Genomic DNA, 24,579 nt, shown 5'->3' with positions numbered 1-24,579 from the left:
TGAGCATGACCGTACGTGTAGGCGTCATCGGCGCCGGAATGATCGGCCAGGACCACATCCGGCGGCTCACCGAGGTCGTCACCGGTGCCGCCGTCACGGCGGTGGCGGACGTGGACGCCGGGCGCGCCGCCGAGGTGGCCGCCCGGGCCGGTGCCGTCGCGCTGCCCACCGGCGCGGACCTGGTCGCCTCCGCCGACGTGGACGCCGTCCTCGTCACGTCCTGGGGGCCCACTCATGCCGAGCACGTCCTGAACGCGATCGCCGCCGGCAAGCCGGTGTTCTGCGAGAAGCCGCTGGCCACGACCGCCGAGGACTGTCTGCGGATCGTTGAGGCCGAGCGGGCGCACGGCCGCCGGCTGGTGCAGGTCGGCTTCATGCGCCGCTTCGACGCGGGCTACCGCCGGATGAAGGAGGTGCTGTCGACCGGTTCGCTCGGGGCTCCGCTGATGGTGCACTGCGCCCACCGCAACCCGGCCGTGCCGGAGTCGTACCACTCCGCCATGGCCGCCCAGGACACGGCCGTGCACGAGATCGACGTGCTGCGCTGGCTGCTCGACGACGAGATCGTCTCCGCCCAGGTGGTCACCCCGCGCGCCACGAGCAAGCGGTTCGCGCATCTGAAGGACCCGCAGATCATGATCTTCGAGACGGCGTCAGGCGTCCGGATCGACCTGGAGGTCTTCGTCAACTGCCAGTACGGCTACGACATCCAGTGCGAGGTCGTCGGCGAGGACGGCCTGGTCCGGCTGCCCGACCCGGCCGAGGTCGGGATCCGCACGGCCGCCCGGCACGGCACGGGCGTGCTGCAGGACTGGAAGGACCGGTTCGCGGAGGCCTTCGACACCGAGTTCCGCGAGTGGGTCACCTCCGTGGCGGCCGGCACCGAGCCCACCGGCCCGTCCTCCTGGGACGGTTACGCCGCCACCGTCATCACCGACGCAGCCGTCCGGTCGCTGGAGGCCGGCGGCGGAGCCGTCACCACCGACATGAAGCCCCGGCCCGCGTTCTACGGAGACACCGCGTGAAGATCGCCCTCGACCCGTACATGTTCCGCTCCCTGCCGATCGACGAGATGGTGCGCACGGTCGCCGAACTCGGCTACGAGTACATCGAGTTGTCGCCACGCGCGGACTTCATGCCGTTCTTCGTGCACCCGCGTGCGGACGACGCGCGGGTGCGGGAGCTCAAGCAGTCGCTGCGCACGCACGGCGTGCGCTTGTCCTCGGTGCTGCCGCTGTACAAGTGGTCCTCGCCGGACGAGACCGAGCGGCAGGCGGCCGTCCGCTACTGGAAGCGGATGATCGAGATCACCGCGGACCTCGAATGCCCGCTGATGAACTCGGAGTTCAACGGCCGCCCGGAGCGCGCCGCCGAGAGCGAGGCCGCGTTCTGGCGCTCGCTGGAGGAGTTGCTGCCGGTGTTCGAGCGCGAAGGCATCGCGCTGAACCTGGAGGCCCACCCGGACGACTTCTGTGAGGAGAACACCCCGGCCGTCGATCTCGTCCGCGCGATCGACAAGCCGTGGGTGAACTACCTGTACTGCGCGCCGCACACCTTCCACCTCTCGGGCGCCGACCCGTCGGCGGACATCGCCGCGATGATGCGCTACGCCGGTGACAGGCTGCGGCACGTGCACATCGCGGACTCCTTCAACCACAAGGGTTCCAGCGGCCTGCGCTACATCCTGAACCCGCCGGGCACCCCGGCCCGGATCCACCAGCACCTCGACATCGGCCAGGGCGAGGTCGACTGGGACGTCTTCTTCGGCACCCTGCGCGAGCTGGGCTTCGACGGGGTCGCCACGGCCTGTGTGTTCGCCTGGGAGGAGCGGGCCCGGGAGTCCTCGGCGTTCATGCTGGACCGCATCCACAAGGAGCTGGCCGCACAGGAGTGCCGCCCGGGCGGGAGCGTCAGGAGCTCGTGAGGATCACGAGCTCCTGCGTCGCCCGGGTCATCGCCACATAGTGGTCGACGGCGCCCTCGACGCCGTCGCCGAAGTTCTCCGGTTCGACGAGGACGACCAGGTCGAACTCCAGTCCCTTCGACAGCTCCGGAGTCAGCGACCGGACGCGGGGCGAGGCCGGCCGGAACGTGGGGTCGCCGATCACACAGGCGATCCCCTCGGCGTGTCCGGCCAGCCATGTGGCGAGGACGGTGTGCAGCTCCGTGGTGGATCCGTGCCGGACGGGGACGCCGCCGCTGCGCACGGACCTGGGCACGTTGGCGTCCGGCAGCGCGGCCCGGATGACCGGCTCGGCCTCCGCCATGATCTCCGCGGGCGTGCGGTAGTTGATGCTCAGCGATGCCACCTCGACCCGGTCGAGACCGACCCGCTCCAGCCGTTCCCGCCACGACTCCGTGAACCCGTGCCGGGCCTGGGCGCGGTCCCCGACGATGGTGAAGCTGCGCGACGGGCAGCGCAGCAGCAGCATCTGCCATTCCGCGTCGGTCAGTTCCTGCGCCTCGTCCACGACGATGTGCACGAACGGTCCGGCGAGCCGGTCCGGGTCGGCGGTCGGCAGGGCGCTCTCGTCGGCCAGGGAGTTGCGCATGTCCTGCCCGTGCAGCATGACCAGCACGCCTTCGCCGTCGTCGTAGGTGTGGGCCTCCAGCAGATCGTCGATGACGTCGGCCATACGCTCCCGCTGCGCGGCCATGGCGGCCTCCTGCCGGCGCTTGCGCCGGGATGCCTCCGGGTCGCCGAGCCGCTGGCGTGCCGCGTCGAGCAGCGGCAGGTCCGACACGGTCCAGGCCTGGGCCTCCTCGCGTTGCAGGGTGCGCACCTCGGCGCGGCTGAGCCAGGGCGCGCACATCCTCAGATAGGCGGGAACGGACCAGAGGTCCCCGACCAGGTCGGTCGCCTCCAGCAGCGGCCAGGCGCGGTTGAAGGCCGTGAGCAGCTCCCGGTCCCGTGACAGCGCCTTGCGGAGCAACTCGTGCGGTACGTCGCCGTCGTGCTTGTCCACGAGGATCGTGAGGAGTTCCTCCCAGACCTGGTCGCGTGCCTCGTTGTGCGGCGTGCCGGGTTCCGCCGCCTCGAACGCCACGGCCCAGTCTCCGGAGCTCAGACGGATGTCGGACCAGTGGGTCGTGACCGTCATCGCCTCGGTGGGCGGCTCCTCGTAGAAGCGGACGGCCTTCTCGATCGCCCCCACCATGTCCGCCGACGACTTCAGGCGGGCCGCCTCCGGGTCCTTCTCCTCCCCCGCCGTCGCCCCCTCGTCGACGAGGTCCCGCAGGATGCAGGTCTGCACGCCCTCCTCGCCGAGGCTGGGCAGGACGTCGGAGACGTAGGACAGGTAGGGCCGGTGCGGGCCGACGAAGAGCACGCCGCCGCGGCGGTGCTGTCCGAGGCGCGGGTCGGAGTGGAGAAGGTAGGCGGAGCGGTGCAGGGCGACGACGGTCTTGCCGGTGCCCGGGCCGCCGTCGACGACGAGGGCGCCGCGGGAGCCCTTGCGGATGACGGCGTCCTGGTCGGCCTGGATGGTGCCGAGCACGTCCCGCATGCGGGACGAGCGGTTGGCGCCGAGGCCGGCGATGAAGGCGGACTGGTCGTCGAGCGCGGCGTGTCCGTCGAATCCGTCGGCGGTGAACACCTCGTCCCAGTAGTCGCCGATCCGGCCGTCGGTCCAGCGGTACCTGCGGCGGCTCCCCAGGCCCATCGGGTTGGCGTGGGTGGCTCCGAAGAACGGTTCGGCGGCGGGGGAACGCCAGTCGACCAGCAGCCGGCGCCCCTCGCTGTCCGTCAGGCCGAGCCGTCCGACGTAGACGGGCTCGGAGCCGTCCGCGGGGACCATCCGCCCGAGGCACAGGTCCAGTCCGAAGCGGCGCAGTGCGCGCAGCCGTGCGGTGAGCCGGTGGATCTCGGCGTCCCGGTCCATGGCCTGCCTGCCCTTGCCGCCGGGTGCCCTGCGCTCGGCCTCCAGGCGGTCGGACAGTTCGGCGATGGACTGCGCGAGGCAGTCGGCCATGGCTGCGAAGTGCCGTTCGTCCCCGGCGATCGACGCCGGGGCGGCCTTGCGCGCGAGGCGGTCGGGAAGATCGAACGCGCTCGTGGTCGCAGGGGTCACGTCATGCTCCCGTTTCCGCAGGTCCTGGGCCTAGGCCGGATAGTCTGCGGCAGACGGGGGGCCTTGCCGCAAGGCCCCCCGTGGGCTATAACTTGAGACAGGCAAGGAGAGCGCTCCTTGCCTTTTCTGTTGCCCGCCGGCTGTTTCCGTGTGGCACGCTCTTCGTCCTGGCAGCGTGGAGAGGCGGCGGCATGCGCATAGGACTGCTTGGCACCGGACCCTGGGCACAGATGGCCCACGCACCCGCGTTGAGCGGGCACGGGAAGCTGGACTTCGCGGGGGTGTGGGGCCGGCGCCCGGAGGCCGCGAAGGAACTGGCGGAGCGGCACGGCGTCCGCGCCTACGACGACGTCGACGAGCTGTTCGCGGACGTGGACGCCGTCGCCGTGGCACTGCCGCCCGAGGTGCAGGCCTCACTCGCCGCCCGGGCGGCGCGGGCCGGGTGCCATCTGCTGCTCGACAAGCCGCTCGCACCGACGGTGGAGCAGGCGCGGGCCGTGGTCGAGGCTGCCGAGGAGGCCGGTGTCGCCTCGGTGGTGTTCTTCACGCCCCGCTTCCAGCCCGGGCCGGCGGCGTGGATCGCCGAGCAGGCAGCGGTGCCGGGCTGGTTCACGGGTCGCGCCGAGTGGCTCGGGGCGGTGTTCACGACGGAGAGCCCCTTCGCGACGCCGTGGCGGCGGGAGAAGGGCGCCCTGTGGGACGTCGGCCCGCACGCCCTGTCCGTGCTGCTGCCGGTCCTCGGCGAGGTACGGGGCGTGACGGCGGCGGTGTACGGGCCCGGCGACACGGCCCATGTCGTCCTCGACCACGCGGGTGGGGCGTCGAGCACCCTCACCCTGAGCCTCACGGCGCCGCCCGCCGCAGAGGGTGCCGGCGTGGAGCTTCGGGGGGAGGCCGGGGTCGCGGCGCTGCCGGACAGCTCCGACGGGGCGGTGCCCTCGTTGATGCGGGCCGCGGACGCGTTGCTCGACGCCGCCCGGACCGGCCGCCCGCACGCCTGTGACGCGGCGTTCGGCCTGAGGGTGACGGAGATCCTCACGGCGGCCCAGGACCTGCTGAACGACAGGTCCTGGGCCGCGCGGCCGGGGGCGGGCGGCCCGGTTCCTACGCCGGGTCGAAGTTGAGGCGCTCCCTCACCACCGGGAAGCCGGCCTTGGCGAAGTTCGCCGCCATCGGGAAGTTGCCGCGGTCCGTGGCCGCGGCGACGAACTCAGCCCCCTGCTCGGCCAGGAAGTGCGTGCACTCGGCCAGGAGGTCGTAGGCGTAGCCGTGACCGCGCCGGTCCGGCAGGACGCCGATGGAGCCGATGCAGGGGCCCGACGGATTGTGGGCCGGGATGTGGATGCCGGCCATGTCGCCCTGCGCTGTGTACGCCACCTGCCACCACTCGCGCGGCGACGGGCACCAGTGGAAGAAGTCGAGTTCCTCCTGGGCCGCCCGGTCGAGTCCGCCCTGCTCGACGGCCTTGAGCGCGTGGGCGTCCAGGGTGACGGAGTGGATGCGGCGCAGCGCGTCGAAGAACACGGCGTCGTCCGGTTCGGCGCGGAACTCCAGGCGCCCGGGCCGCTCGGGCAGGCCGCAGCCGGGGGTCCAGCGGTACAGGAGGCGTTCGACGAGGAGTTCGTAGCCGGCCTTCCGGGCGGCGGTGATGCGGGTCTCGGCGGCGGCGCGCAGGGCCGGGTCGTCGCGCCAGCCGGCGGGCAGGTTCACTTCCAGTCCGACCTGCCAGGGGGCGGAGCGCAGGAGTGCGGCGCCCGCTTCCTCCTCGCCTTCGGCCACGTCGAACCAGTTGAGGTTGAGGGGCTCGGAGTCGTCGGGGCCGCCCCACCAGGCGCCGCGGGCGACGACACGGCCGTCGCGCAGGGCCACCCATTTCCAGTCGGGGCGGTGCCGGGTCAGCCGGTGGCCCTCACGGGCGCCCAGCGGGTCGGGCAGGGTGTCGAAGATTTCGGCGTCGCTCGTGTCGAGCGCGCGGATGACCACATCGGTCATGGGGAGTCCTCCGGGACGCATGCTGCTGAGAGCGCTCCCGGTCGGTCAGTCGAGGCACGCCGGCTGGGCGGGGAGGGAGCGCGGAAACGGTGGGAACTGCACGGCTCGTCCTCCTTCCGCTGGTCTCTTGGCGTGGCGCGCCACACGCTACGTGATCTCCGACGGGCCGTCCATCGGTTTTCCGCGGCGGCTCAACGGCCCTTGGCCAGAGGCGTGTTCGGGGTTCCGGCCGAGGCGGGCGCCCTTCCGGCCGGGCTCATGGCCGCCGGTGGCGGTGCGGGCCCGGCGTGCGGCGGCCGGTCGGGCGTAGCAGCGTGGTGGTGTGAGCAGTGTGCGCGGCCGGCTGGCGCGGCGGGACCCGGACCGGCGGGGCTGGCTGGGCGGCGCACCGCCGCCCGGCTGGGCCCGGGTGCTGCCGTCGGCACTGCTGGTGGGGGTGTGCGCGGCGGAGCTGATCAGCCCGGAGCCGCTCGACATCGGCTTTCTGCTGGGCGCCATCCCGCCGCTGGCCGTGCTGGCGCACGGCCCGGTGGCGACGGCGGTGCTCGGCGCGCTGGTGGTGGTCGTGCTGACCGTGCCCGTCTTCAGCCTCGATGATCCCGGCAGTACGGATCTTCTGACCGTGTGCTTCGTGTCGGTGCTGAGCGTGCTGCTGTCCTACATCCGCACCAGGCGGGACGCGCAGTTGGTCACCGAGCGGACCGTTGCCGAGGCCGCGCAGCGGGCCGTCGTGCCGCCGCTGCCGGCGCGGGTCGGGCCGGTGCGGTGCGCGGGGCTGTACCGGGCCGCGCAGCGCGGGACGCTGGTCGGCGGCGATTTCTTCGACGTACGGGCGGGCCCCTACGGCGTGCGGGCGGTGATGGGTGATGTGCAGGGGCACGGGCTGTCGGCCGTGGCCACGGTCGCGGCGCTGCTGGGGGCGTTCCGGGAGGCGGTGCTGGACCAGCCGGACCCGGAGGCGGTGGCGGCCCGGCTGGACCGGAGGCTGGCGGTGGACTCGGCGGGCGACCCGCACGCGGAGCTGTTCGCGACGGCGGTGCTGCTCGACTTCTCCGCCGATGCCCGCATCGTGCGGATCGTGGCGTGCGGGCAGGCCGGACCGCTGCTGCTGCGGGACGGACGGGCCGTCGAGCTGGACGTCGAACCGTGTACCCCGCTCGGTCTCGGGCTCGCCGAGGCCGCCGCGCCCCGGGTCGTCTCGGTGCCGCTGCGGGCCGGGGACCGGCTCTTCCTCGCCTCCGACGGGGTGACCGAGGCCAGGGACGCGGACGGGGCCTTCTACCCGCTGGTGGAACGGCTGCCGGGCCTGGCCGCCGAGGACCCGGTCGCGCTGGCCGAGCGGGTCTGGGCCGACCTCGTGCGGCACTGCCCGGACGTGCAGGACGACGTCACGATGCTGGTGCTCGCGCCGCGTCCGCGGGGCGGGATCTGACGACAGCGGCCTGCGGCGGCCCGCGATGCTTCGCGGGCCGCCGCCGGCCGGGCCGTACGACCGGACCGGTACGTCAGTCCTTGATCTCGCACTCGTTGCCGAACGCGGGGTTGAGCAGCCCGATCACGTTGATCGAGTTGCCGCAGACGTTGGCGTTGACGTCGATCGGGATCTGGATGACGTTACCGGAGAGGAAGCCGGGGCTGTCGGTGGCGATACCGACAGTGCCGTCGTCCGCGCTCGCCGTACCGGCGAAGGCCAGCAGGGCGGCGCAGGCCAGGCCGGCCGCGGCGGTCATACGTGTACGCATGGAAAAGCTCCTGTCATTCGCAGGGACACGTGACTCCACCGTCACCCGGAGTAGGGCCGTGCGACATCCATGGGCGTCCGAACGGGGTGCGGGGCCACGACCGCGCTCTCCGGATGCAGGCCGCGCTCCCGGGGGGAATGGTGATATCGGACCCGTTTTTCAGCACCGGGGCCGCCCCAGCGATCCGGACCCTAGGAGCAGAGAACATGTCGACGTCAGAGCCCGCCGCATCCCGGCCGTCCGAGGACCGCGCCACCCCGGACCGCCTGCTCCACGCCCGCACCGGCACCGACGTGTCACCGGAGGACCTCGTCCTCGCCTCGGGCAAGGACATCACCCCGCGCAACATCGAGTGGGCCAAGCGCAAGCTGGCGGCCGAGGGCCCCGCCGCCCTGGAGAAGATCCTGCCCTAGTCGCGTTCCTCGGCATGCGGAAGGCCACCGGCCCGGCGCGGATGCGTTCGGGTCCGGTGGCCTCGCGCGGTCCGGCGGGCGCGGGCTCACGCCGGCGGGCGGTTCACAGCCTGCCGTCGTCCTCGGGGAGGGCGCTGTCGTCCTCCACGACGTGCACGGCGGCCTCTTCCGCGCCGGCCGCTCCGCCGTCGATGCCGACGTCCGTCGCGACGGTCTCCTTCGTGGTGTCGGCGTGGGTGCCCTCGTCCGGGGCGACCAGCCGGCCCGCACGGGCGGTGCCCGCCTCGGGGTCCACCGGTTCGCCGTCGCCGTCCGGGGCGTCGCCCACACCGTCCCCGGCGGGCTCGTCGGACACATCGGGGACTTCCTGGGCCAGCCGTTCGTCGAGGGTCTCGCCCTCGTGCTGCTCGGCGGCGGTGGTGCCGCGCTTGGTGACGCCGAGGGGCTTCTCCGGCGGGGAGTAGCCCTCGTCGAGGGTGTCGTCGTACGTCCGCTCGTCGACGGCGTCCTGCAGGTCCAGCGGCGCGGCGTCCTCCTGCTCCTCGTTGGTCCCGGTGGGCTGGTACGCGTCGTCCGCCATCGGTTCGGAGCTCATCGGTTCCGTGCCCATCACTCCTGCCTTCCTGTCGCGCTGCTCGACTCGTTCGTCTGTGCTGTCCGTTCCGCGTTTCCCGTTACGCGGGCTTCAACCTCGGCGGAGGCCCCACGACCGGGCCGGGAGACCGAAGGCCCCGCGTACCAACAGGAGTTAAAACCCTGGGCTGCCCCGGACATTACCCACCGGTTAATCTTGAAAGCTCAAGGAGTGGGACTATCATCACTCGCACACACGCTGTGACCGGCTGCCGACGCGGCGGCAGCACGGTATCCACGACCCCCTTTGCCATCGCTCCGGGCCCGAGGCCACCCTCCTCCGTCCGGCGGCGAGCTCCCCCCCCAACGCCCCGGGGCGGCCTGCCCGCCTCCGGTCGTGCACAAGTGAAAGCAGCACATCCATGAGCTACAGCAGGGGCAGAGGGCTGCAGGCCAATGTCCTCAGCACGTTCGACACCGTGGTGATGGCGGTGGCCGGCAGCGCCCCGGCGTATTCGCTGGCCGCGACCACCGCCGTCCTGGTCGGCGCGGTGGGTCTGGCCAGTCCGGCCGCCCTGCTGTATTGCGCGATACCCATGCTGGGCATCGCTCTGGCGTTCAGCTACCTCGGCCGGATCGACGTCAACGCGGGTGCCAGCTACTCGTGGGTGGGGCGCACCCTCCACCCCTTCCTGGGCTTCATCAGCGGCTGGGCACTGGTGATCTCGGCGACGATCTTCATGGTGGCCGGGTCACTGCCCGCCGGGTCGATGACGCTCGCGCTCTTCGACGAGCAGCTGGCCGAGAACACCGCGCTGTCCACGGTGATCGGCGCGGCCTGGTTCCTGATCATGCTGTGCGTGGTGCTCGGCGGCGCCCGTCTCACGGTCCGGGCGCAGCTGGTCATGTCGGGCGTCGAACTCGCCATCCTGGCCCTGTTCGCGGTGCTCGCCTTCTTCCACACCGGCAACGCCCGCGCCTTCGACTGGTCCTGGCTCGGCTTCTCCCACTTCGACGGCATGGCCGGCTTCGCGTCGGGCGCGCTCATCGCCGCGTTCTACTACTGGGGCTGGGACGTCACCAGCAACCTCAGCGAGGAGACCCGCAACAGCCGCCGTACGGCGGGGCTCGCGGGCCTGATCGGGCTGGGCATCGTCTTCCTGCTGTTCGAGGTGTTCACCATCGCGGTGAACGTGATCCTGTCCTCGAAGCAGATCGAGGAGAACGACGCGAACGTGCTGGCGGTGCTCGGCGAGGAGATCTGGCCGGGCTGGGGCGGCAAGCTGCTGATCGTGGCCGTGATGCTGTCCACCATCGCCACGCTGGAGACGACGCTGATCCAGGTCACGCGCTCGCTGTTCGCGATGGGCCGGGACCGTACGATGCCGGCGGCGCTGGGCCGGGTGCACCGCCGGTGGAACACCCCCTGGGTGGCGATCGTCGTGGTCGGGGCGGTGGCGCTGGCGATGTTCATCGCCTCCAACGCCCTGGGCTCGGTGGGCGACATCCTCGCCGACGCCATCTCGGCGATCGGCCTGCAGATCGCCGTCTACTACGGGCTCGCGGGCCTCGCGGTGGTCGTGGCGTACCGGAAGATGCTGCTGAAGTCCCCGGCCAACTTCCTCTTCGGCGGTCTGTGGCCGCTGTGCGGGGCCCTGTTCATGTTCTGGGTGTTCGTGGAGTCGCTGGGCGAGCTGAGCAGCGCCGCGATCACGATCGGCATCGGCGGCCTCGCGGTCGGGCTGGTCCCGATGCTCTGGTACTGGAGGCAGGGCAGCGACTACTACCGGCCCGCGAAGCTGGATGCCTCGCGCGCGGTCGAGGCCGACTACGTCCCCGACGAACAGGACGCGCACGCCCGCGTCCACGAGGGTCTCTCCACCGACTTCTGAGGAGGACCCCGATGGCGCGAGGCAGTATCAGACGTGGTTTCACTCCCGACTTCGACCCCGACTGCGGGGACGCCGGCCTCACCTCCGCCCGCCAGGACGTCGTGATCGGCCGCTGGCAGGGGCTGCGTGACCTGCTGGGCGCCACCGGCCGCGACTGGGCGGCCCGTGGGCACCGGATCCGGCAGCTCGCGCAGGTGTGCGCGGGCAGTTCGACGGTGGAGTCCTGGCTCTCGGCGGACGCCCACAGCGCCGACGCGCTGGTGCTGCGGGCGGCGACGGAGACGGCCCGCACCTTCAACGTGGCCATCGCGGCGGGGCGGGGCGTGCCGATCGACCAGCACCGGGTGGACGCCACGGTGCTGGCCTGCCTGACGGCGGCGGAGGCGTACCCGGAGGATCCGACGCCGTGGGTGTCGCTGATCTCGGTGGCGCGCCTGTACCCGTCGGGGGTGCGCCGCCAGGAACTGGGGCGCTGGTGGGACGAGTTGCACGGGCGCGATCCGTACAGCGTCGAGGGACACCTGCAGGTCCTGCACTACTACTCGGCACGCTGGCACGGCACGCACGGCCTGATGTACGACTTCGCCCGGGACGCGGCCGGGGTGGCGCCGCCCGGCTGTCCGCTGCCCGTGCTGGTGCAGTACGCCCGGGTCGAGGAGTACCGCTTCGCCCTGGACGCGGCACAGGGCAGGCACTCCGCTGTAGGCCTCTCACAGCACTGGAACCACGACGGTGCGGTGAGTGACCTGCGGCGTACCTGGCAGCGCTGGGTCATGAGCCGGACGGAGCTCGGGATCGCGCCCGCCGAACTCCGCGACTTCAGCTACCTGGCCCACGCGGCCTGTTCCGCCGGTGCCAAGGACCTCGCGGGCGTCCTGCTGGGCATGCTGGGGCCCCGCGCGACCCGCACCCCGTGGTCGTACACGGGGGATGCGGAGAAGCAGATCGTCAAGTGGCGCAAGGAACTGCGGCTGGGGGCGTGAGCGGCTGCTACGAGCGTTGAGGAGGGGCCAGGTCCCCCGACCACTTCTCCTCGATGCGCCCGGCCCGCCACACGACGAGCGCCACCACCCACGTGGCGAAGAACAGGGCGACGACGACGTAACCGAGGATGTTGAGGTCGAGGCCGGAGACCCAGTCCCAGAAGGGGCCGTGCAGTGCGAGCTGTCCGGCGAGGAGGCCGAGGAGTTCGACCGAACCGATCAGGAGGGCCACGGCGACGGACAGGCCGGTGATGGTGAGGTTGTAGTAGACCTTGCGGACCGGCTTGGAGAAGGCCCAGCCGTAGGCGAAGTTCATGAACGAGCCGTCGATGGTGTCGAGGAGGCACATCCCCGCGGCGAACAGGACGGGCAGGCACAGGATCGCGTACCAGGGCAGTCCGGAGGCGGCGCCTGAGCCGGCCAGGACCAGCAGGGCGATCTCGGTGGCGGTGTCGAAGCCGAGGCCGAACAGCAGGCCCAGCGGATACATCTGCCAGGGCTTGGAGACCGACTTCGTCACCCGTCCGAGCAGGCGGTTCATCAAGCCGCGGCTGTCCAGCCGCTCCTCCAGGGCTGCCTCGTCGTAGCGGCCCGAGCGCATGGCGCGGAACACCTTCCAGATGCCGGCCAGGATGACGAGGTTGACGCCCGCGATGAGGTAGAGGAAGGCCCCGGAGACGGCCGTGCCGATCAGGCCGGTGACGTCGTGCAGCGCGGAGCCGTCGTCGCGGACCGGCCCGGCCAGGCTCTTCACCCCGAGCGTGAGCAGGAAGGCCAGGGCGAAGACGACGCTGGAGTGGCCCAGGGAGAACCAGAAGCCGACCGACAGCGGCCGCCGCCCCTGCCCCATCAGCTTGCGCGTGGTGTTGTCGATGGCGGCGATGTGGTCGGCGTCGAAGGCGTGCCGCATGCCGAGTGTGTAGGCGGTGACTCCGATGCCGACGCCGAAGGTCTGCGTGCCGATGGCGTGGTGCTCCGGAGCGACGACGGCGACGAGGGTGAACCAGCCGGTCACGTGCAGGGCCAGGATGAAGGCCGCCATCCCCCCGACCCTGGTCCACTCCCGCCGCGTCATCGAGGTGCGGACGCGGTGCCAGGCCGTGCGCTGGGCCGGGGCGGGGAGGCGCGGAGTGGACTCAGGGGCGGCCGTCATCGGGGGAAGGTCTTTCTGTCGGATGAACGGCTGTGGCAGACAGCCTTGCGCCATACTCCAGCACCTGCAAGTCATGTGCAGTAAAGCCGGTGACAGATCTTGTCCATGGAACCGGAAACTCCGCCGCCGGGCCGTCCGGCCGGGGTGTCACTCCCTCACATACGGGTCTTCCGGCCGGGGGTCACACCCCCGCGACCGGTCCGTCCGGCCGGATACCCGCCCTCGTCCGGGCCTTCCGGCCGGGGGTCACACCCCCGCGTCCGGCCCTCCCAGCCAGGGGTCACACCCCCGCGACCGGTCCGTCCGGCCGGATACCCGCCCTCGTCCGGGCCTTCCGGCCGGGGGTCACACCCCCGCGTCCGGCCCTCCCGGCCAGGGGTCACACCCCCGCGTTCGGTCCGTCCGGCCGGGTGTGCCGCTGCTCGACCATTTCGCGGCTGAGCTCCTCCGTCTCCCCCTCGGCCAGCCGCTCGAAGCCGTCCTCGCTGATGACGGAGACGATCGGGTAGATGCGGCGGGTGAGGTCGGGGCCGCCCGTCGCGGAGTCGTCGTCCGCCGCGTCGTACAGCGCCTGCAGGGCGGCCAGGGCCGCCTCGCGGCGGGACATGCCCGGTCGGTACAGCTTCTTCAACGCGCCCCGGGCGTACGGCGACCCGGAGCCCTCGGCGTGGAAGCCGAACTTCTCGTAGCGGCCGCCGGCGACGTCGAAGGAGAAGATGCGGCCCCGTGCGCCCTCGGGACCCGCAGGGTCGTAGCCGGCCAGCAGCGGGACGACGGCGAGGCCCTGCATGGCCTGGCCCAGGTTGTTCCGGATCATGGTGGCAAGCCGGGTGGCCTTCGCGGCGAGGGTCATGGGGATGCCCTCGATCTTCTCGAAGTGCGCCAGCTCGACCTGGTACAACTTCACCATGTCCACCGCGAGCCCGACCGTGCCCGCGAAGGCGACCGCGCAGTGGTCGTCGGCGGGATGCACCTTCTCCAGGTCGCGCTGGGCGATCAGGTTGCCCATCGTCGCCCGCCGGTCGCCCGCGATCAGCACGCCGTCCCGGTAGGTGAGGGCCAGCACGGTCGTGCCGTGCGGAGCGCCCTCGGCCCGGACGCCGTCCGGAAGGACGCGCCGGGTGCTCAGCAGTTCGGGGCGGTGGGCCGCCAGGAAGTCCGTGAAGGACGAGGAGCCCGGAGTGAAGAACTCCTCCCCCCAACCTGCCCCCTTGGTCGCTCGCGGCCATGCCGTTCCCCCCTCGATCGTGACCGTCAACCGACTCCTACCTGAGCCGGACGGACGGGAAACGTTGCCTGCGGCATCAGGAGCCCGGTGCGACACGGACGTCCAGATCCGAGATCCGGTGGACGGGCCAGGAGCTGGCGTAGCCGGGCGGGGTGCCGCCGGCCGGTGCGAGGTGGGCGACCGGGAGACGGTCCGCGGTGCGCAGGATGCCGGTCACGGTGATGTTCTCGTTGTTCCCGGACGTCGCCCCGGAGGAGCAACCGGTGTAGTAGCCGACGGGGATGGCCTCGTGACCGGTGAGCAGACAGGGCGGGCGGACACCGAGCCGGTGCAGGGCGTCGGCGGTGCGGTCCCAGTCGCGACGGCTCTCGGTGTTGCGGGACACCGCGCCGTGCAGCACGGCGAGTTGCGCCGCGAGGTGCCCGGCAAGGCACAGCGGGACGAGCACTGCGGCCACCGGGCGCCAGGTCCCGCCCGGGGTTCTGACCAGGTGCCACAGGGCGTCGGCGACCGGGATCGCGAGCAGCGCGTAGGCCGGCTGGAGGAAGCGCGGGGCCGCGTAGCCGATCATGAAGAGGTACGGCAGCGCGACCGTGGCGGCGCAGGCCAGCGGGACCAGGGTCCGCCCCAGGCGCCCGGCCCGTGCCGCCACGACCAGCCCGAGGCCGGCCAGGACGGGCAGGGCGAACCACCAGAGGGTGACCAGGGGGGTGGGCATCGGCCCGGTGCACGGCCGGCACAGGGCGCGTCCGCCCAGGCTGCGCAACTGGTCGTCGACGGCGATCTGCCAGCCAAGACCGCCCTGGATCCGGGAGGCCTCCGCCAGCCGCTCGCCCAGCCCGCCGAAGCCGGCGTAGGCCTCGATCACCCAGGGCACGGCACCGGCCGCGAGCCCTGCCGCGAGCACGAGCAGGAGTCGCCGGTGGCGGTGCACGAGGGCGAGGACGAGCAGCGGCACCGCCACGTAGGCCGCGTCGGTGGGACGCATCCACGCCATGAGCGCGGCGCCCGCCGCGAGACCCCACAGGACCGCCGGGGAGTGCCCCTGCGCCCGGGCTCGCAGGAAGCAGCCGACGCTGATCAGGGCGCCGATCGCGACCCAGTAGTTGGGCATGGCCTGCGGACCGTAGAAGAGCGTCACCCACAGGGACGCGAAGAGGGCGCCGCCGACGACCAGGACGCGGGTCGGGAACAGGCCCCGCCAGCAGCGCAGGGCCAGGTAGAGGGCGATGCCGGACAGCAGGGCGAGGTAGACGCGCAGCAGCGGGACGGACGACGACCAGGACGCGACGGGCGCGACCAGAAGCGTGACGCCGCGGGAGCGGGGTGCGCTGAAGAAGGCCGCGGGGTGGTGCGAGGTGACCTGGCTGACGTAGACGATCTCGTCCCAGCCGAGGCCCAGGACGGGCCGCACGAGGACGAGCTGCGCGAGGGTGAAGACGACGGCCAGGGCGGCGAGCGGCCGGTTGCCGCGCGCCCCCGAAGCGGTGCGCGGCCCGGCGGGCTGCTCGCGTCTTCGCCTCCCGGTGAGGATGGCGTTGGCGCCATCAGGCATGTTCCGCCCCTAACCCTGATGATCGGAAAACATGATCAAGCTAACCCGCGGGTCGGCGGTGTGCAGGGCGGAACTCAGCCAAGTGGGGGTGCTGCTCAGCGGGCGTTCGGTGCGCGGTGCGGGGGCCCGCTCGGGGCCGGGCGGCGAGTCAGCTCGGGGATGGGCCGGGAGGCCGGGGCGTCCTCGCCCACCGTCAGCTCGCTCCCGTGGTGCCGGATCGTCAGGGGCATGCCGGAGTTCAGGGTGTACGTGGCCCGGTCGGCGGTCAGTTCCACGCGCAGGCACCGGCCGAGGAAGCTCACCCGGAAGGCGAGCCGGCTGTACCGTTCGGGAAGGCGGGGCGCGAACCGCAGGGCGCCGTCGTTGCACCGCATGCCGCCGAATCCGGCGACCAGCGCCATCCAGGTGCCGGCCAGCGAGGCGATGTGCAGTCCGTCGCGGGTGTTGTGCTCCAGGTCTCCGAGGTCCATCAGCGCGGCCTCGGCGGTGTAGTCGGCGGCCAGGTCGAGATGACCGGACCGCGCGGCCATGACGGCCTGGACGCAGGCGGACAGGGAGGAGTCGCGGACCGTCAGCGGCTCGTAGTAGGCGAAGTTGCGGGCGATCTGCTCCTCGTCGAAGTACTCCTCGAAGAAGCTGCCGCAGGCGTACATGGCCAGCACCAGGTCCGCCTGCTTGACGACCTGCTTGCGGTACAGGTCGAAGTAGGGGAAGTGGAGCATCAGGGGGTACTGGTCCGCGCCGGTGTTCGCGAAGTCCCAGCGCTGGTGGCGGGTGAAGCCGGCGTGCTGCTCGTGCACGCCGAGTTCCTCGTTGCAGGGCACGTTCATGGCCTCGGCGGCGTCCCGCCAGGCGGCCATCTCCTCCTCCTCGGCCCCGAGCCGCGCGGCCTCGTCGGGATGGCGTTTGCAGGCGTCGGCGGCGGCCAGCAGGTTCGCCCGGGCCATCAGGTTGGTGTACGTGTTGTCGTCGGCGATGGCGCTGTACTCGTCCGGTCCGGTGACGCCGTCGATGTGGAAGGTGCCGCGGTCGTCGTGGTGGCCGAGGGAGCGCCACAGGCGGGCCGTCTCCACCAGCAGTTCCACGCCGACCTCGCGTTCGAAGGCCTCGTCGCCGGTGACGGCCACGTACCGCACGACGGCGTCGGCGATGTCGGCGCCCACGTGGAAGGCCGCCGTGCCCGCCGGCCAGTAGGCCGAGCCCTCCGAGCCCTCGATGGTGCGCCAGGGGAACGCGGCGCCCCGCAGGCCGAGTTGGGCGGCGCGCTCGCGGGCGGCGGGCAGCGTGTCCAGGCGCCAGCGCAGGGCCTCCGCGGCGGACTTCGGCGCGGTGTAGGTCAGCAGCGGCAGCACGAACGCCTCGGTGTCCCAGAAGGCGTGGCCGTCGTAGCCGGAGCCGGTGAGGCCCTTGGCGGGGATGGCGCGCTGTTCGGCGCGGGCACCGGCCTGGAGGACGTGGAAGAGGGCGAAGCGGACGGCCTGCTGGATCTCCTCGTCGCCGTCGATCTCGACGTCGGCCCGCGCCCAGAAGTCGTCGAGGTAGGCCCGCTGGTCCTCCAGGAGCCCCTGCCAGCCGCTGTGCCCGGCCGCGGCCAGGGCCGCCTCGACCTGGTCGCTCATGGCGGGCCGGGAACGGACCCCGGACCAGCCGTGCGCGACCAGCTTCTCCACGCGCAGCCGCTCCCCCGGTTCCAGCACTGAGGTGATGGTCAGCCGGGACACGTCCACGTTGCTCTCGCTGCTCGTGGTGGTCCGTTCCGGCCCGGTGACAGTGTGGTCGGCGGCCACGGCGACCCTCAGGCCGCTGCGGCGGGTGCGGTGGACCAGGCGCAGCCGGCTGCCCGAGGCGTAGTCCTCCTCCGGCTCCAGCGGCGACTTCAGCGCCTTGGCGGCGCGCGGGTCGCCGTCCGGCTCGGGCAGGCTCTCGTTGGCGACGAGTTCCGACTGGACGACCACACGGGTCCGGCTGTCGACGGGCTCCACCTCGTACGCCACGGCGGCTATCGCCCGCTGGGTGAGGGACACCAGCCGCGTGGAGCGCACCCGGACGGTGGAGCCGGCCGGTGAGGTCCATTCGCAGACCCGTTCCAGGACTCCCCGCCGCAGGTCGAGGGTCCGCTCATGCGTGACGAGACGCCCGTAGCGCAGGTCGAAGGGCTCGTCGTCGACCAGCAGCCGCAGCACCTTGCCGTTGGTGACGTTGATGGAGGTCTGGCCGGACTCCGGGTAGCCGTATCCGGCCTCGGCGTACGGCAAGGGGTGCACTTCGTGGACGCCGTTGAGGTAGGAGCCGGGCAGGCCGTGCGGTTCGCCCTCGTCGAGGTTGCCGCGCCAGCCGATGTGGCCGTTGGACAGGGCGAACACGGACTCGCTCTGCGCCAGGAGGTCGAGGTTGACAGCCGTCTCGCGTACGGTCCAGGGCTCGACGCCGTACGCCCGCTGTGTGATCACTCCGTGTCCCCCAGTTCGGCGAGGTCCTGCACCACGATGTCGGCGCCGTGCCGGTACAGCGCGTCGGTCTGCCCGACCCGGTCGACCCCCACGACGTAGCCGAAACGGCCCGCGCGGCCCGCGTCCATACCGGCCAGGGCGTCCTCGAAGACGGCCGCTTCGGACGGCTCGACGCCGAGGTCCGCGGCGGCGGCGAGGAACGTGTCGGGGTGCGGTTTGCCGGGCAGTTTGCGCTCGGCGGCGACCACACCGTCGACGCGTACGTCGAAGAAGTGCTCGGCGCCGATCGAGCGGAGCACGTCACGGCAGTTCGCGCTGGAGGAGACGATCGCGGTGCTGAGCCCGTGGGCCCGGACGGCCTCCAGATAGCGCAGGGTTCCGTCGTAGGCCTCGACGCCGTCGGTGCGGATCTTCTCCAGGACCAGTTCGTTCTTGCGGTTGCCCAGTCCGTGCACGGTCCCGGCGCCCGGCGGGTCCTCGGGGGCGCCGTCTGGCAGCTCGACGCCGCGGGAGGCGAGGAAGGTGCGCACCCCGTCGGCGCGTGGTAGCCCGTCGACGTACTCGTCGTAGTCCGCCGCCTCGAACGGCCGGAAGTCCGCGCCGTCGCGCTCGCGCAGGTAGGCGTCGAACACCTCCTTCCAGGCGGCCGCGTGCACGACGGCCGTCTTGGTGACGACGCCGTCGAGGTCGAAGAGACAGGCGTGGATGTCTGCGGGAAGACCGAGCTGCGTCATACAGGACCGGTTTCCCCGCAGGGCGATGTTCCAGTGAGTGGCGCACGCCACATGCAGGGGGCGCGAGGGGCGGGGGCCTTGCGGCGCGCCAGTCCTGACCCGGGTGGCAGACTCTCTTTGTGCCACTCGCCTTCGACGACCTCCTCCACCGCGCCCGGGCCCTGCCCCAGGGCGGCCGGCGTGCGATCCTCGGTATCGCGGGCAGCCCCGGCGCGGGCAAGTCGACGCTCGCCGGGCGCCTGGTGCGGGAGTTGAACGGCGCCGGTGACCCCTGGGTCGCGCACGTCCCCATGGACGGCTTCCACCTCGCCGACGCCGAACTGGAGCGCCTCGGGCTGCGGGACCGCAAGGGCGCGCCCGACACGTTCGACGCGGCCGGGTACGCGGCCCTGCTGCGGCGGCTGCGCGAGGAACCCGGCGACGTCGTGTACGCCCCCGGCTTCGAGCGCGTCCTGGAGCAGCCGGTCGCGGGCGCGATTCCGGTGCCCCCGACGGCCCGTCTGGTCGTCACGGAGGGCAACTACCTGCTCCTGACCACCGGGCACTGGCCCCGTGTCCGCCCCCTCCTCGACGAGGCGTGGTTCTGCGAACTGCCCGAGCCGGAGCGCGTCCGCCGACTGGTCACCCGCCACGAGCAGTTCGGCAAGACGCACGAGGAGGCGGTGGCCTGGGTCGCCCGCTCGGACGAGCACAACGCCGAGCTGGTCACGGCGACGCGGGGGCGGGCGGACCTGGTGGTGCCGGTCGGGGCGTGATCAGCGCGGGGTCAGGTCCGCGCCCCTGAGGACCGGCGGGCGCGCAGCGCGACGGTGAGGGTGTGGGGGCCCTGCCCACCGATGTAGAGGCGGGTCCCGGACGTCGCGTCGGTACCGCCCACCACGGTGTAGTCCTGGCCCGGGTCGTACCGCAGCACGTCGCTCCGTTCCGGCCCGGCCAGCGGTTCGCCCGCCTCGACGCCGGCCTCGATCCGGATCTCGTCGTCACCGACCCGGTACGTCGCCGGCCCGGACGCCAGACACCAGCGTCCGTCGCCGATCGGTACGGCGCCCTCGAGCCCGCCACCCGGCCGGAAGGTCAGTTCGAGGGCCCAGGGCACTCGTGGGCCGCTGAGGTCGATCCGCAGGTCGGCACCGTCCTCCCTCAGGTCCACCTCGATGCCGGACGTGTGGGAGACCTCGTTGCGCGGCCGGTCCGGGAAGGCCATCGCGGCCGAGAAGCGTCCTTCGTCCGCCATCCGGTAGGCGCCGTCGTCCCGTCGCCGGGCCGGCGACAGCGGTTGGTAGTAGGCGGCCGTCAGGGTTTCGGTGAGCTGATACCGGTTGTCGGCGGACTGTCGCATCGCGGCGGCACGGAAGGGGCCCAGGTCGAAGAATCCCCGTGCGAGGCGCACCGCGTCGAGGACCGCGTCGCCGGCGAACAGCCGCAGGAAGGTGGGGTTGCAGGCGAGGCCCGAGCGGATGCGCCGGTGCTCGGGCACGTCGGAGCCGCCGTACACCACCGTGTGGGCGGTGGCGGAGGCGCGTGCGGCGAGGCGCGCGGTGGTGAGGTACCGGTCGCGCGGCAGTGGCTCCGCGGACGGTGCCGGCAGGACGCGGGTCAGGTCCGGGGTGAGGAGGGTCTCGGCGAGCAGGTCGGGGTCGTCGATGCCGCCGGCGGCCGCCAGCCCCGCCGCCCGGCTGAAGTCGCCCCGGCCGGTGCGGATCGCGAGCAGCCGGTAGTGCGGCAGGTAGGGCGCCAGCGGGAACGGGTGATTCTGGTCCTGCCGGCGCGAGTGGACGGTCTCCACCGTGCCGTCCGGCCTGATGAGGTCCAGGGTGGCGGCGAGATTGCGTTCGACGGCGTCCAGCAGGTCGGCGCGGCCGAGCACACCGGCCAGCAGCAGCAGCGAGGGGTTGGACACGTGGACCGCGTAGTTGGCGCTCCGTTCCGAGTACAGGCCCTCCGCGTCGATGTCGACGCCCTCGGCCAGCCACTCCTCGACGCGGTCGAGCAGCCGGTCGTCGGGGAACGACCGGTGCAGCCGGGCCAGCGCGGCGCACAGCTCCCAGCGGTGGTTCGGGGTGTGCACCCCACCGGTCAGGAGACTGCCGGAGGCGGCGCGGGCGATCTCGGCGAGCGTGGCCGTGACGTCGCGCAGTTCCGGCCCCGCGCCGGCGGCGAGGACGTGCGCGTCGCACACGTCGTTGACGGTGAATCCGGAGTCCGGCGGTGACTGCACGTTGTCGCCGCCGGCGAAGAGGCCGGTGGTCGTCTGCGCGGCACGCAGGGCGCGCAGGTGGGTCGTCGCGGCGGCGACGGCCCGGCTGCTGCCGTGCAGTGCCGAGTCCGGGGACCGGTACGCGGCGATCAGGGTCTTCACCCGGCGTGCCAGGGCGCGGTGGGGAACACCGGTGGGTTCGTCGTCGGGGCGGGCCGCCAGCGGGACGGCCGGCCGGTCGGCGGCGCGGGCCACCGCGCGGACGAACTCGTGGTCGAGCGGGGTGGGCAAGGTCAGTCCTTCAGTCCGGCGTTGATGTCGGCGTTCATGACGTAGCGCTGGAACACCAGGAAGACGACGATCAGGGGGACCATGGAGATGACCGATCCGCCGAGCACCACCGACCAGTTGATGTTCTGCGCCCCGACGAGGCTCTGGATGCCGATCTGCACGGTGAACTTCTCGGGGTCGTTGAGCATCAGCAGCGGCCAGATGTAGTCGTTCCACCGCCACTGGAACGACAGGATGGCGAGCGTCAGCATGATGGGCCGGGAGATCGGCACCATGATCCGCAGGAAGATCGAGAGTTCGCGGGCGCCGTCGATGCGGGCGGCCTCGATGAGCTCGTCGGGGACCGTCAGGAAGAACTGGCGGAACATGAAGCACCCGGTCGCGGTGAGCACGGCGGGGACGATGATGCCGGCGAGCGAGTTGTAGAGGCCGAGGTCGCGGACCACCAGGAACTGCGGGGCGAGCATGACCTCGGACGGCAGCATCGTGGTGGCCAGGATGCCGACGAAGAAGACCTTGAGCCACTTGTTGTCGTACTTGGCCAGCGCGTACCCGGTGCAGCAGCTGACTCCCACCGTGAGGATCGTCGCGATCACGCACACGATGGTCGTGTTGATGAAGTACTGGGAGAAGTTGGCGCTGTCCCACGCCGCCTTGTAGCCCGACACGGTGGGGTCGTGCGGAAGGATCGTCAGCGGGAGGGAGAACAGGTCTCCCGCCGGCTTGAAGGAGCTGAGGACGAACCACAGCACCGGCAGCCCGTAGATGGCCGCCAGGACCCACAGCAGTGTCGTCGCGGGCACCGCGCGCCGAAGCCCGCCGCCGACCGCGCGGGGCCGCTTCCTGGAGACGGCCCGTGCGGAATCGGCGTCGGCCTTGCGCGGCATGTCTGTGGTTGTCATCGGTTCTCCACCCGTCGGTTGACCATCAGCTGGATGATCGCGACGGCCATCAGGATGAGCATGAGCACGAACGACGCGGCGCTCGCGTAGCCGATCTGGCCCGCTTTGAAGCCGGTCTGGTAGATGTACTGGACAAGCAGGTTGTTCGACGTTCCGGGGCCGCCGTTGTTGAGGGAGGCGAACAGCGGGTATTCCTTCATCCCGTGGATCGTGTTGAGCAGGATGACGATGAAGGACGTGGGCGCGATGCTCGGCAGGGTGATGCTGAAGAACTGGCGCCACGGACCGGCGCCGTCGAGCGCGGCCGCCTCGTAGTACGACGTCGGTACGTTCTTGATCGCCGCGATGAACAGCAGCATCGAGAAGCCCGTCCAGGCCCAGGATGCCGCCACCACCACGACCATCAGCGACAGGTCCGCGTTCGACTGCCACGGAACGGCACTACCGCCGACCTTCTCGATGAGGTAGTTGACCAGTCCGAAGTTCTCACCGAACAGCCACCGCCACAGGACACCCACGACGATGGGCGACAGCAGCCACGGGATGAAGAAGAAGACCCGGGCGACCGACACGCCCTTGGCGTGCTTGCTGACCAGCACGTTGGCGATGAGCAGGGAGAACACGAAGTTCAGCGGGACGAAGAGCACGGTGTACAGCAGCGTCCGGGTCAGCGCGTCGAAGAAGGTGGAGTCCCCGAACAGGTTCTGGTAATTGTCCAGGCCGACGAACTGGAACGCCCCTATGCCCGTGTAGTTCGTGAAGGAGTAGACCAGCCCGATCACCGCCGGCCAGACGAAGAACAGCGCGAAGAGCACGACGTTGGCCGCGATGAGGACGAGCGGCGCAAGGGTGTACTTGCTGCGGCTCCTGGGCGGGCTCGCGGACACGTCCGGGGCGCGTTTGGTCATCTTCCTGACTCCGTGCTGGTGGAATGGGTTCCTGGAGGCTCAGGCCATGAGCCCGGCATCGCATGGGGGTTCTCGAGGCCCGGGCGGCGGTGTCTCGACCCCCGCCGCCCGGACCTGTCGGCCTGCGCTCAGCCGCCGACCTGCTGGTTGTAGCCGGCCACGATGTTGTCCAGCGCCTTGTCGACCGACTGCTGGCCGTTGATCGCCTTGCCGAGCTCCGTCTTGGTCGGGTCCTCGGTGAGGCTCTTGCCCTTCAGCACCCAGTTCGTCTGCGCGGTGTTGAAGTAGCCGGAGATCGGGGCGTACAGCGGGATCGACTCGTTGTACAGCTTGAACGCCGCCTGCGCCGCCTCGGACTTGAAGGGGTACTTCGGGTTCAGACCGCTCTCGACGGGCAGGAACCCGGACGCCTCGCACAGCGCCTGGTAGTGGGCCGGCTCGTACAGCCAGGACAGGAACTTCGTCGCGGCGGCGGACGCGTCGCCGTTGTTGTTGAAGCCCACGGTCATGCCGCCGCTGTTGACGTCGCTGGCCTGCACCGGCTCGGCGGGAGTGGGGACGCTCGCCCAGTCGAACTTCTTGATGCTCTCCGCGAAGGCGGGCACCTGCCACACGCCGGACCAGTAGGCGACCACGTCACCGCTCTGGAACATGGCCGACGGGTCGGCGCCGCTGGTCCACACCGACTTCGGCATGGTCTTGTCGTCGTTCATCTCGACGAAGCGCTTCACGGCCTTCTTGGTCGCGCCGTCCACCGAGAACTTGCCGGAGGAGTCCGCGTGGACGTACTTCCCGCCGAGCTCGTACACCATGGCGCGGAGCCGGGAGGGCGACTGGTCGAACGTGAGGGAGTACTTGGCGTCGGTCTTCTCCCGGACCTCGTCCGCCGCCTTGACGAATTCGGTCCAGGTCCAGGTCTTCTGGGGCGAGGTCGGGACGGAGACGCCGGCCTTCTTGAACAGCGTCTCGTTGATGAACAGGCCGGAGGCGGTGACGTCCGAGGGGATGGACAGGACCTTCCCGGACGAGTCCTTGGCGATGAAGTTCTTGTTGATCTTGTTGCTCTTCTTGTTGGCGATGGAGCTGAGGTCGATCAGCTTGTTCGCCCAGATCGGGTCCAGCTTCGGCACCGCCGCCACGTCGGGCAGGGAGTTCGCCTGCGCCGCGTTGCGCAGCTTCGCGTCGTAGCCGTCGTAGGGAATGTTGACGAGCTTGACGGTGACGCCGGTTTCCTTCTTGTACTGCGCCACCATCTTCTTCCAGCCCGCGTCCTGCCCTGGAACCGTGGAGATCCAGAACGTCAGCGACTTGGACGTCCCGCCCGAGTCGCCGCCCGATCCGCAGGCGGAGAGCAGAAGGGCACCTGCCGTGGCCACGGCAGCGAGGGGAACAACGCGGCGTATGCCGCCGCGGCCGAGCCGGCGGGAGCGCCGCACACCCACACTGATCATCTTCGATCCCTTTTCGTCGTAGCGGAGGAAGCACGGCGCCAGCCG

20 protein-coding genes and 1 pseudogene are annotated in these 24,579 nt (G+C 71.5%); 8 read left to right on the top strand and 13 right to left on the bottom strand.

Features of this window, described 5'->3' with window-relative positions:
- Positions 1-5: 5 nt before the first annotated feature.
- Positions 6-1,025 (top strand): Gfo/Idh/MocA family oxidoreductase, encoded by a 1,020-nt coding sequence (locus tag ACFY9S_RS36240; protein ID WP_391137438.1) that lies wholly within the window; start codon positions 6-8, stop codon positions 1,023-1,025.
- Positions 1,022-1,924, top strand: a complete 903-nt coding sequence (locus ACFY9S_RS36235; protein ID WP_391137435.1) for a TIM barrel protein — start codon at positions 1,022-1,024, stop codon at positions 1,922-1,924. Before ACFY9S_RS36240 ends, ACFY9S_RS36235 begins: the two co-directional genes overlap by 4 nt.
- Here ACFY9S_RS36235 and helR read toward each other — a convergent pair.
- A complete protein-coding gene (helR, locus tag ACFY9S_RS36230; RefSeq protein ID WP_391137433.1) occupies positions 1,911-4,070 on the bottom strand; it encodes an RNA polymerase recycling motor ATPase HelR in 2,160 nt (719 codons plus the stop codon). The two genes, ACFY9S_RS36235 and helR, sit on opposite strands and share 14 nt — an antisense overlap.
- A gap of 191 nt (positions 4,071-4,261) precedes the next feature.
- Between helR and ACFY9S_RS36225 the strand changes: the two genes are divergently transcribed.
- Complete coding sequence (locus ACFY9S_RS36225; RefSeq protein ID WP_391137430.1) at positions 4,262-5,194, top strand: Gfo/Idh/MocA family oxidoreductase; 933 nt, start codon at positions 4,262-4,264, stop codon at positions 5,192-5,194.
- Here the strand turns inward: ACFY9S_RS36225 and ACFY9S_RS36220 are convergent.
- A complete protein-coding gene (locus tag ACFY9S_RS36220; protein ID WP_391137427.1) occupies positions 5,175-6,062 on the bottom strand; it encodes a GNAT family N-acetyltransferase in 888 nt (295 codons plus the stop codon). The two genes, ACFY9S_RS36225 and ACFY9S_RS36220, sit on opposite strands and share 20 nt — an antisense overlap.
- Positions 6,063-6,384: 322 nt before the next feature.
- Between ACFY9S_RS36220 and ACFY9S_RS36215 the strand changes: the two genes are divergently transcribed.
- Positions 6,385-7,494 (top strand): SpoIIE family protein phosphatase, encoded by a 1,110-nt coding sequence (locus ACFY9S_RS36215; RefSeq protein ID WP_391137424.1) that lies wholly within the window; start codon positions 6,385-6,387, stop codon positions 7,492-7,494.
- A gap of 73 nt (positions 7,495-7,567) precedes the next feature.
- Here ACFY9S_RS36215 and ACFY9S_RS36210 read toward each other — a convergent pair whose 3' ends face one another.
- A complete protein-coding gene (locus tag ACFY9S_RS36210; protein ID WP_391137421.1) occupies positions 7,568-7,804 on the bottom strand; it encodes a chaplin family protein in 237 nt (78 codons plus the stop codon).
- A gap of 206 nt (positions 7,805-8,010) precedes the next feature.
- On the opposite strand from ACFY9S_RS36210, the gene ACFY9S_RS36205 reads away from it, so the two are divergent.
- Positions 8,011-8,217: a hypothetical protein gene (locus ACFY9S_RS36205; RefSeq protein WP_102909672.1), complete on the top strand. Its 207-nt coding sequence runs from the start codon at positions 8,011-8,013 to the stop codon at positions 8,215-8,217.
- A 103-nt stretch (positions 8,218-8,320) separates the two neighbouring features.
- Here the strand turns inward: ACFY9S_RS36205 and ACFY9S_RS36200 are convergent, their stop codons facing one another.
- On the bottom strand, positions 8,321-8,812 hold the full coding sequence (locus ACFY9S_RS36200; RefSeq protein WP_391137419.1) for a DUF5709 domain-containing protein: 492 nt from the start codon (positions 8,810-8,812) through the stop codon (positions 8,321-8,323).
- 400 nt (positions 8,813-9,212) lie between these two features.
- Between ACFY9S_RS36200 and ACFY9S_RS36195 the strand changes: the two genes are divergently transcribed.
- Both ACFY9S_RS36195 and ACFY9S_RS36190 read left to right on the top strand, forming a co-directional pair.
- Entirely contained in the window at positions 9,213-10,682 is a 1,470-nt protein-coding gene (locus ACFY9S_RS36195; protein WP_391137417.1) for an amino acid permease, read from the top strand.
- An 11-nt stretch (positions 10,683-10,693) separates the two neighbouring features.
- Positions 10,694-11,665, top strand: coding sequence for a hypothetical protein (locus ACFY9S_RS36190; RefSeq protein WP_391137415.1), 972 nt, complete (start codon positions 10,694-10,696; stop codon positions 11,663-11,665).
- A 7-nt stretch (positions 11,666-11,672) separates the two neighbouring features.
- Here the strand turns inward: ACFY9S_RS36190 and ACFY9S_RS36185 are convergent, their stop codons facing one another.
- The 5 genes and pseudogenes from ACFY9S_RS36185 to ACFY9S_RS36165 form a co-directional block, all read right to left on the bottom strand.
- Positions 11,673-12,818, bottom strand: a complete 1,146-nt coding sequence (locus tag ACFY9S_RS36185; protein WP_391137413.1) for a HoxN/HupN/NixA family nickel/cobalt transporter — start codon at positions 12,816-12,818, stop codon at positions 11,673-11,675.
- 379 nt (positions 12,819-13,197) lie between these two features.
- Positions 13,198-14,047: pseudogene (prcB, locus tag ACFY9S_RS36180) on the bottom strand (proteasome subunit beta).
- 75 nt (positions 14,048-14,122) lie between these two features.
- Entirely contained in the window at positions 14,123-15,601 is a 1,479-nt protein-coding gene (locus ACFY9S_RS36175) for a hypothetical protein (RefSeq protein ID WP_391137412.1), read from the bottom strand.
- Positions 15,602-15,696: 95 nt separating this feature from the next.
- Positions 15,697-18,051, bottom strand: a complete 2,355-nt coding sequence (locus ACFY9S_RS36170; protein WP_391137410.1) for a glycosyl hydrolase family 65 protein — start codon at positions 18,049-18,051, stop codon at positions 15,697-15,699.
- Positions 18,048-18,785: a beta-phosphoglucomutase family hydrolase gene (locus tag ACFY9S_RS36165; protein WP_391137408.1), complete on the bottom strand. Its 738-nt coding sequence runs from the start codon at positions 18,783-18,785 to the stop codon at positions 18,048-18,050. The genes ACFY9S_RS36170 and ACFY9S_RS36165 overlap by 4 nt, the downstream gene beginning before the upstream one ends.
- Before the next feature lie 119 nt (positions 18,786-18,904).
- On the opposite strand from ACFY9S_RS36165, the gene ACFY9S_RS36160 reads away from it, so the two are divergent.
- The gene (locus tag ACFY9S_RS36160; RefSeq protein ID WP_391137406.1) at positions 18,905-19,540 is read left to right on the top strand and encodes a nucleoside/nucleotide kinase family protein; all 636 of its coding nucleotides are present in this window, start codon (positions 18,905-18,907) and stop codon (positions 19,538-19,540) included.
- An 11-nt stretch (positions 19,541-19,551) separates the two neighbouring features.
- Here the strand turns inward: ACFY9S_RS36160 and ACFY9S_RS36155 are convergent, their stop codons facing one another.
- The 4 genes from ACFY9S_RS36155 to ACFY9S_RS36140 all read right to left on the bottom strand — a co-directional run bounded on the left by ACFY9S_RS36155 (position 19,552) and on the right by ACFY9S_RS36140 (position 24,534).
- Entirely contained in the window at positions 19,552-21,273 is a 1,722-nt protein-coding gene (locus ACFY9S_RS36155; protein WP_391137403.1) for a hypothetical protein, read from the bottom strand.
- A 2-nt stretch (positions 21,274-21,275) separates the two neighbouring features.
- Positions 21,276-22,175, bottom strand: coding sequence for an ABC transporter permease subunit (locus ACFY9S_RS36150; RefSeq protein ID WP_391137400.1), 900 nt, complete (start codon positions 22,173-22,175; stop codon positions 21,276-21,278).
- Positions 22,172-23,083, bottom strand: a complete 912-nt coding sequence (locus ACFY9S_RS36145; protein ID WP_102909846.1) for a carbohydrate ABC transporter permease — start codon at positions 23,081-23,083, stop codon at positions 22,172-22,174. Before ACFY9S_RS36145 ends, ACFY9S_RS36150 begins: the two co-directional genes overlap by 4 nt.
- Before the next feature lie 128 nt (positions 23,084-23,211).
- Entirely contained in the window at positions 23,212-24,534 is a 1,323-nt protein-coding gene (locus ACFY9S_RS36140) for an extracellular solute-binding protein (RefSeq protein ID WP_391137396.1), read from the bottom strand.
- Positions 24,535-24,579: the final 45 nt, after the last annotated feature.

Source organism: Streptomyces sp. NPDC012474 (assembly GCF_042955185.1).
GTDB lineage: Bacteria > Actinomycetota > Actinomycetes > Streptomycetales > Streptomycetaceae > Streptomyces > Streptomyces cahuitamycinicus.
Note: the sequence above shows the minus strand (reverse complement) of the source record. Positions and strands in the feature narration are given on the sequence as shown.

Excerpts from the sequence above, each read along its gene's own strand:
- ACFY9S_RS36240 (WP_391137438.1), top strand. The coding sequence starts at position 6 with ATGACCGTACGTGTAGGCGTCATCGGCGCCGGAATGATCGGCCAGGAC.
- ACFY9S_RS36225 (WP_391137430.1), top strand. The coding sequence starts at position 4,262 with ATGCGCATAGGACTGCTTGGCACCGGACCCTGGGCACAGATGGCCCAC.
- ACFY9S_RS36220 (WP_391137427.1), bottom strand. The coding sequence starts at position 6,062 with ATGACCGATGTGGTCATCCGCGCGCTCGACACGAGCGACGCCGAAATC.
- ACFY9S_RS36210 (WP_391137421.1), bottom strand. The coding sequence starts at position 7,804 with ATGCGTACACGTATGACCGCCGCGGCCGGCCTGGCCTGCGCCGCCCTG.
- ACFY9S_RS36205 (WP_102909672.1), top strand. The coding sequence starts at position 8,011 with ATGTCGACGTCAGAGCCCGCCGCATCCCGGCCGTCCGAGGACCGCGCC.
- ACFY9S_RS36200 (WP_391137419.1), bottom strand. The coding sequence starts at position 8,812 with ATGAGCTCCGAACCGATGGCGGACGACGCGTACCAGCCCACCGGGACC.
- ACFY9S_RS36195 (WP_391137417.1), top strand. The coding sequence starts at position 9,213 with ATGAGCTACAGCAGGGGCAGAGGGCTGCAGGCCAATGTCCTCAGCACG.
- ACFY9S_RS36190 (WP_391137415.1), top strand. The coding sequence starts at position 10,694 with ATGGCGCGAGGCAGTATCAGACGTGGTTTCACTCCCGACTTCGACCCC.
- ACFY9S_RS36185 (WP_391137413.1), bottom strand. The coding sequence starts at position 12,818 with ATGACGGCCGCCCCTGAGTCCACTCCGCGCCTCCCCGCCCCGGCCCAG.
- ACFY9S_RS36175 (WP_391137412.1), bottom strand. The coding sequence starts at position 15,601 with ATGCCTGATGGCGCCAACGCCATCCTCACCGGGAGGCGAAGACGCGAG.
- ACFY9S_RS36165 (WP_391137408.1), bottom strand. The coding sequence starts at position 18,785 with ATGACGCAGCTCGGTCTTCCCGCAGACATCCACGCCTGTCTCTTCGAC.
- ACFY9S_RS36150 (WP_391137400.1), bottom strand. The coding sequence starts at position 22,175 with ATGACAACCACAGACATGCCGCGCAAGGCCGACGCCGATTCCGCACGG.
- ACFY9S_RS36145 (WP_102909846.1), bottom strand. The coding sequence starts at position 23,083 with ATGACCAAACGCGCCCCGGACGTGTCCGCGAGCCCGCCCAGGAGCCGC.
- ACFY9S_RS36140 (WP_391137396.1), bottom strand. The coding sequence starts at position 24,534 with ATGATCAGTGTGGGTGTGCGGCGCTCCCGCCGGCTCGGCCGCGGCGGC.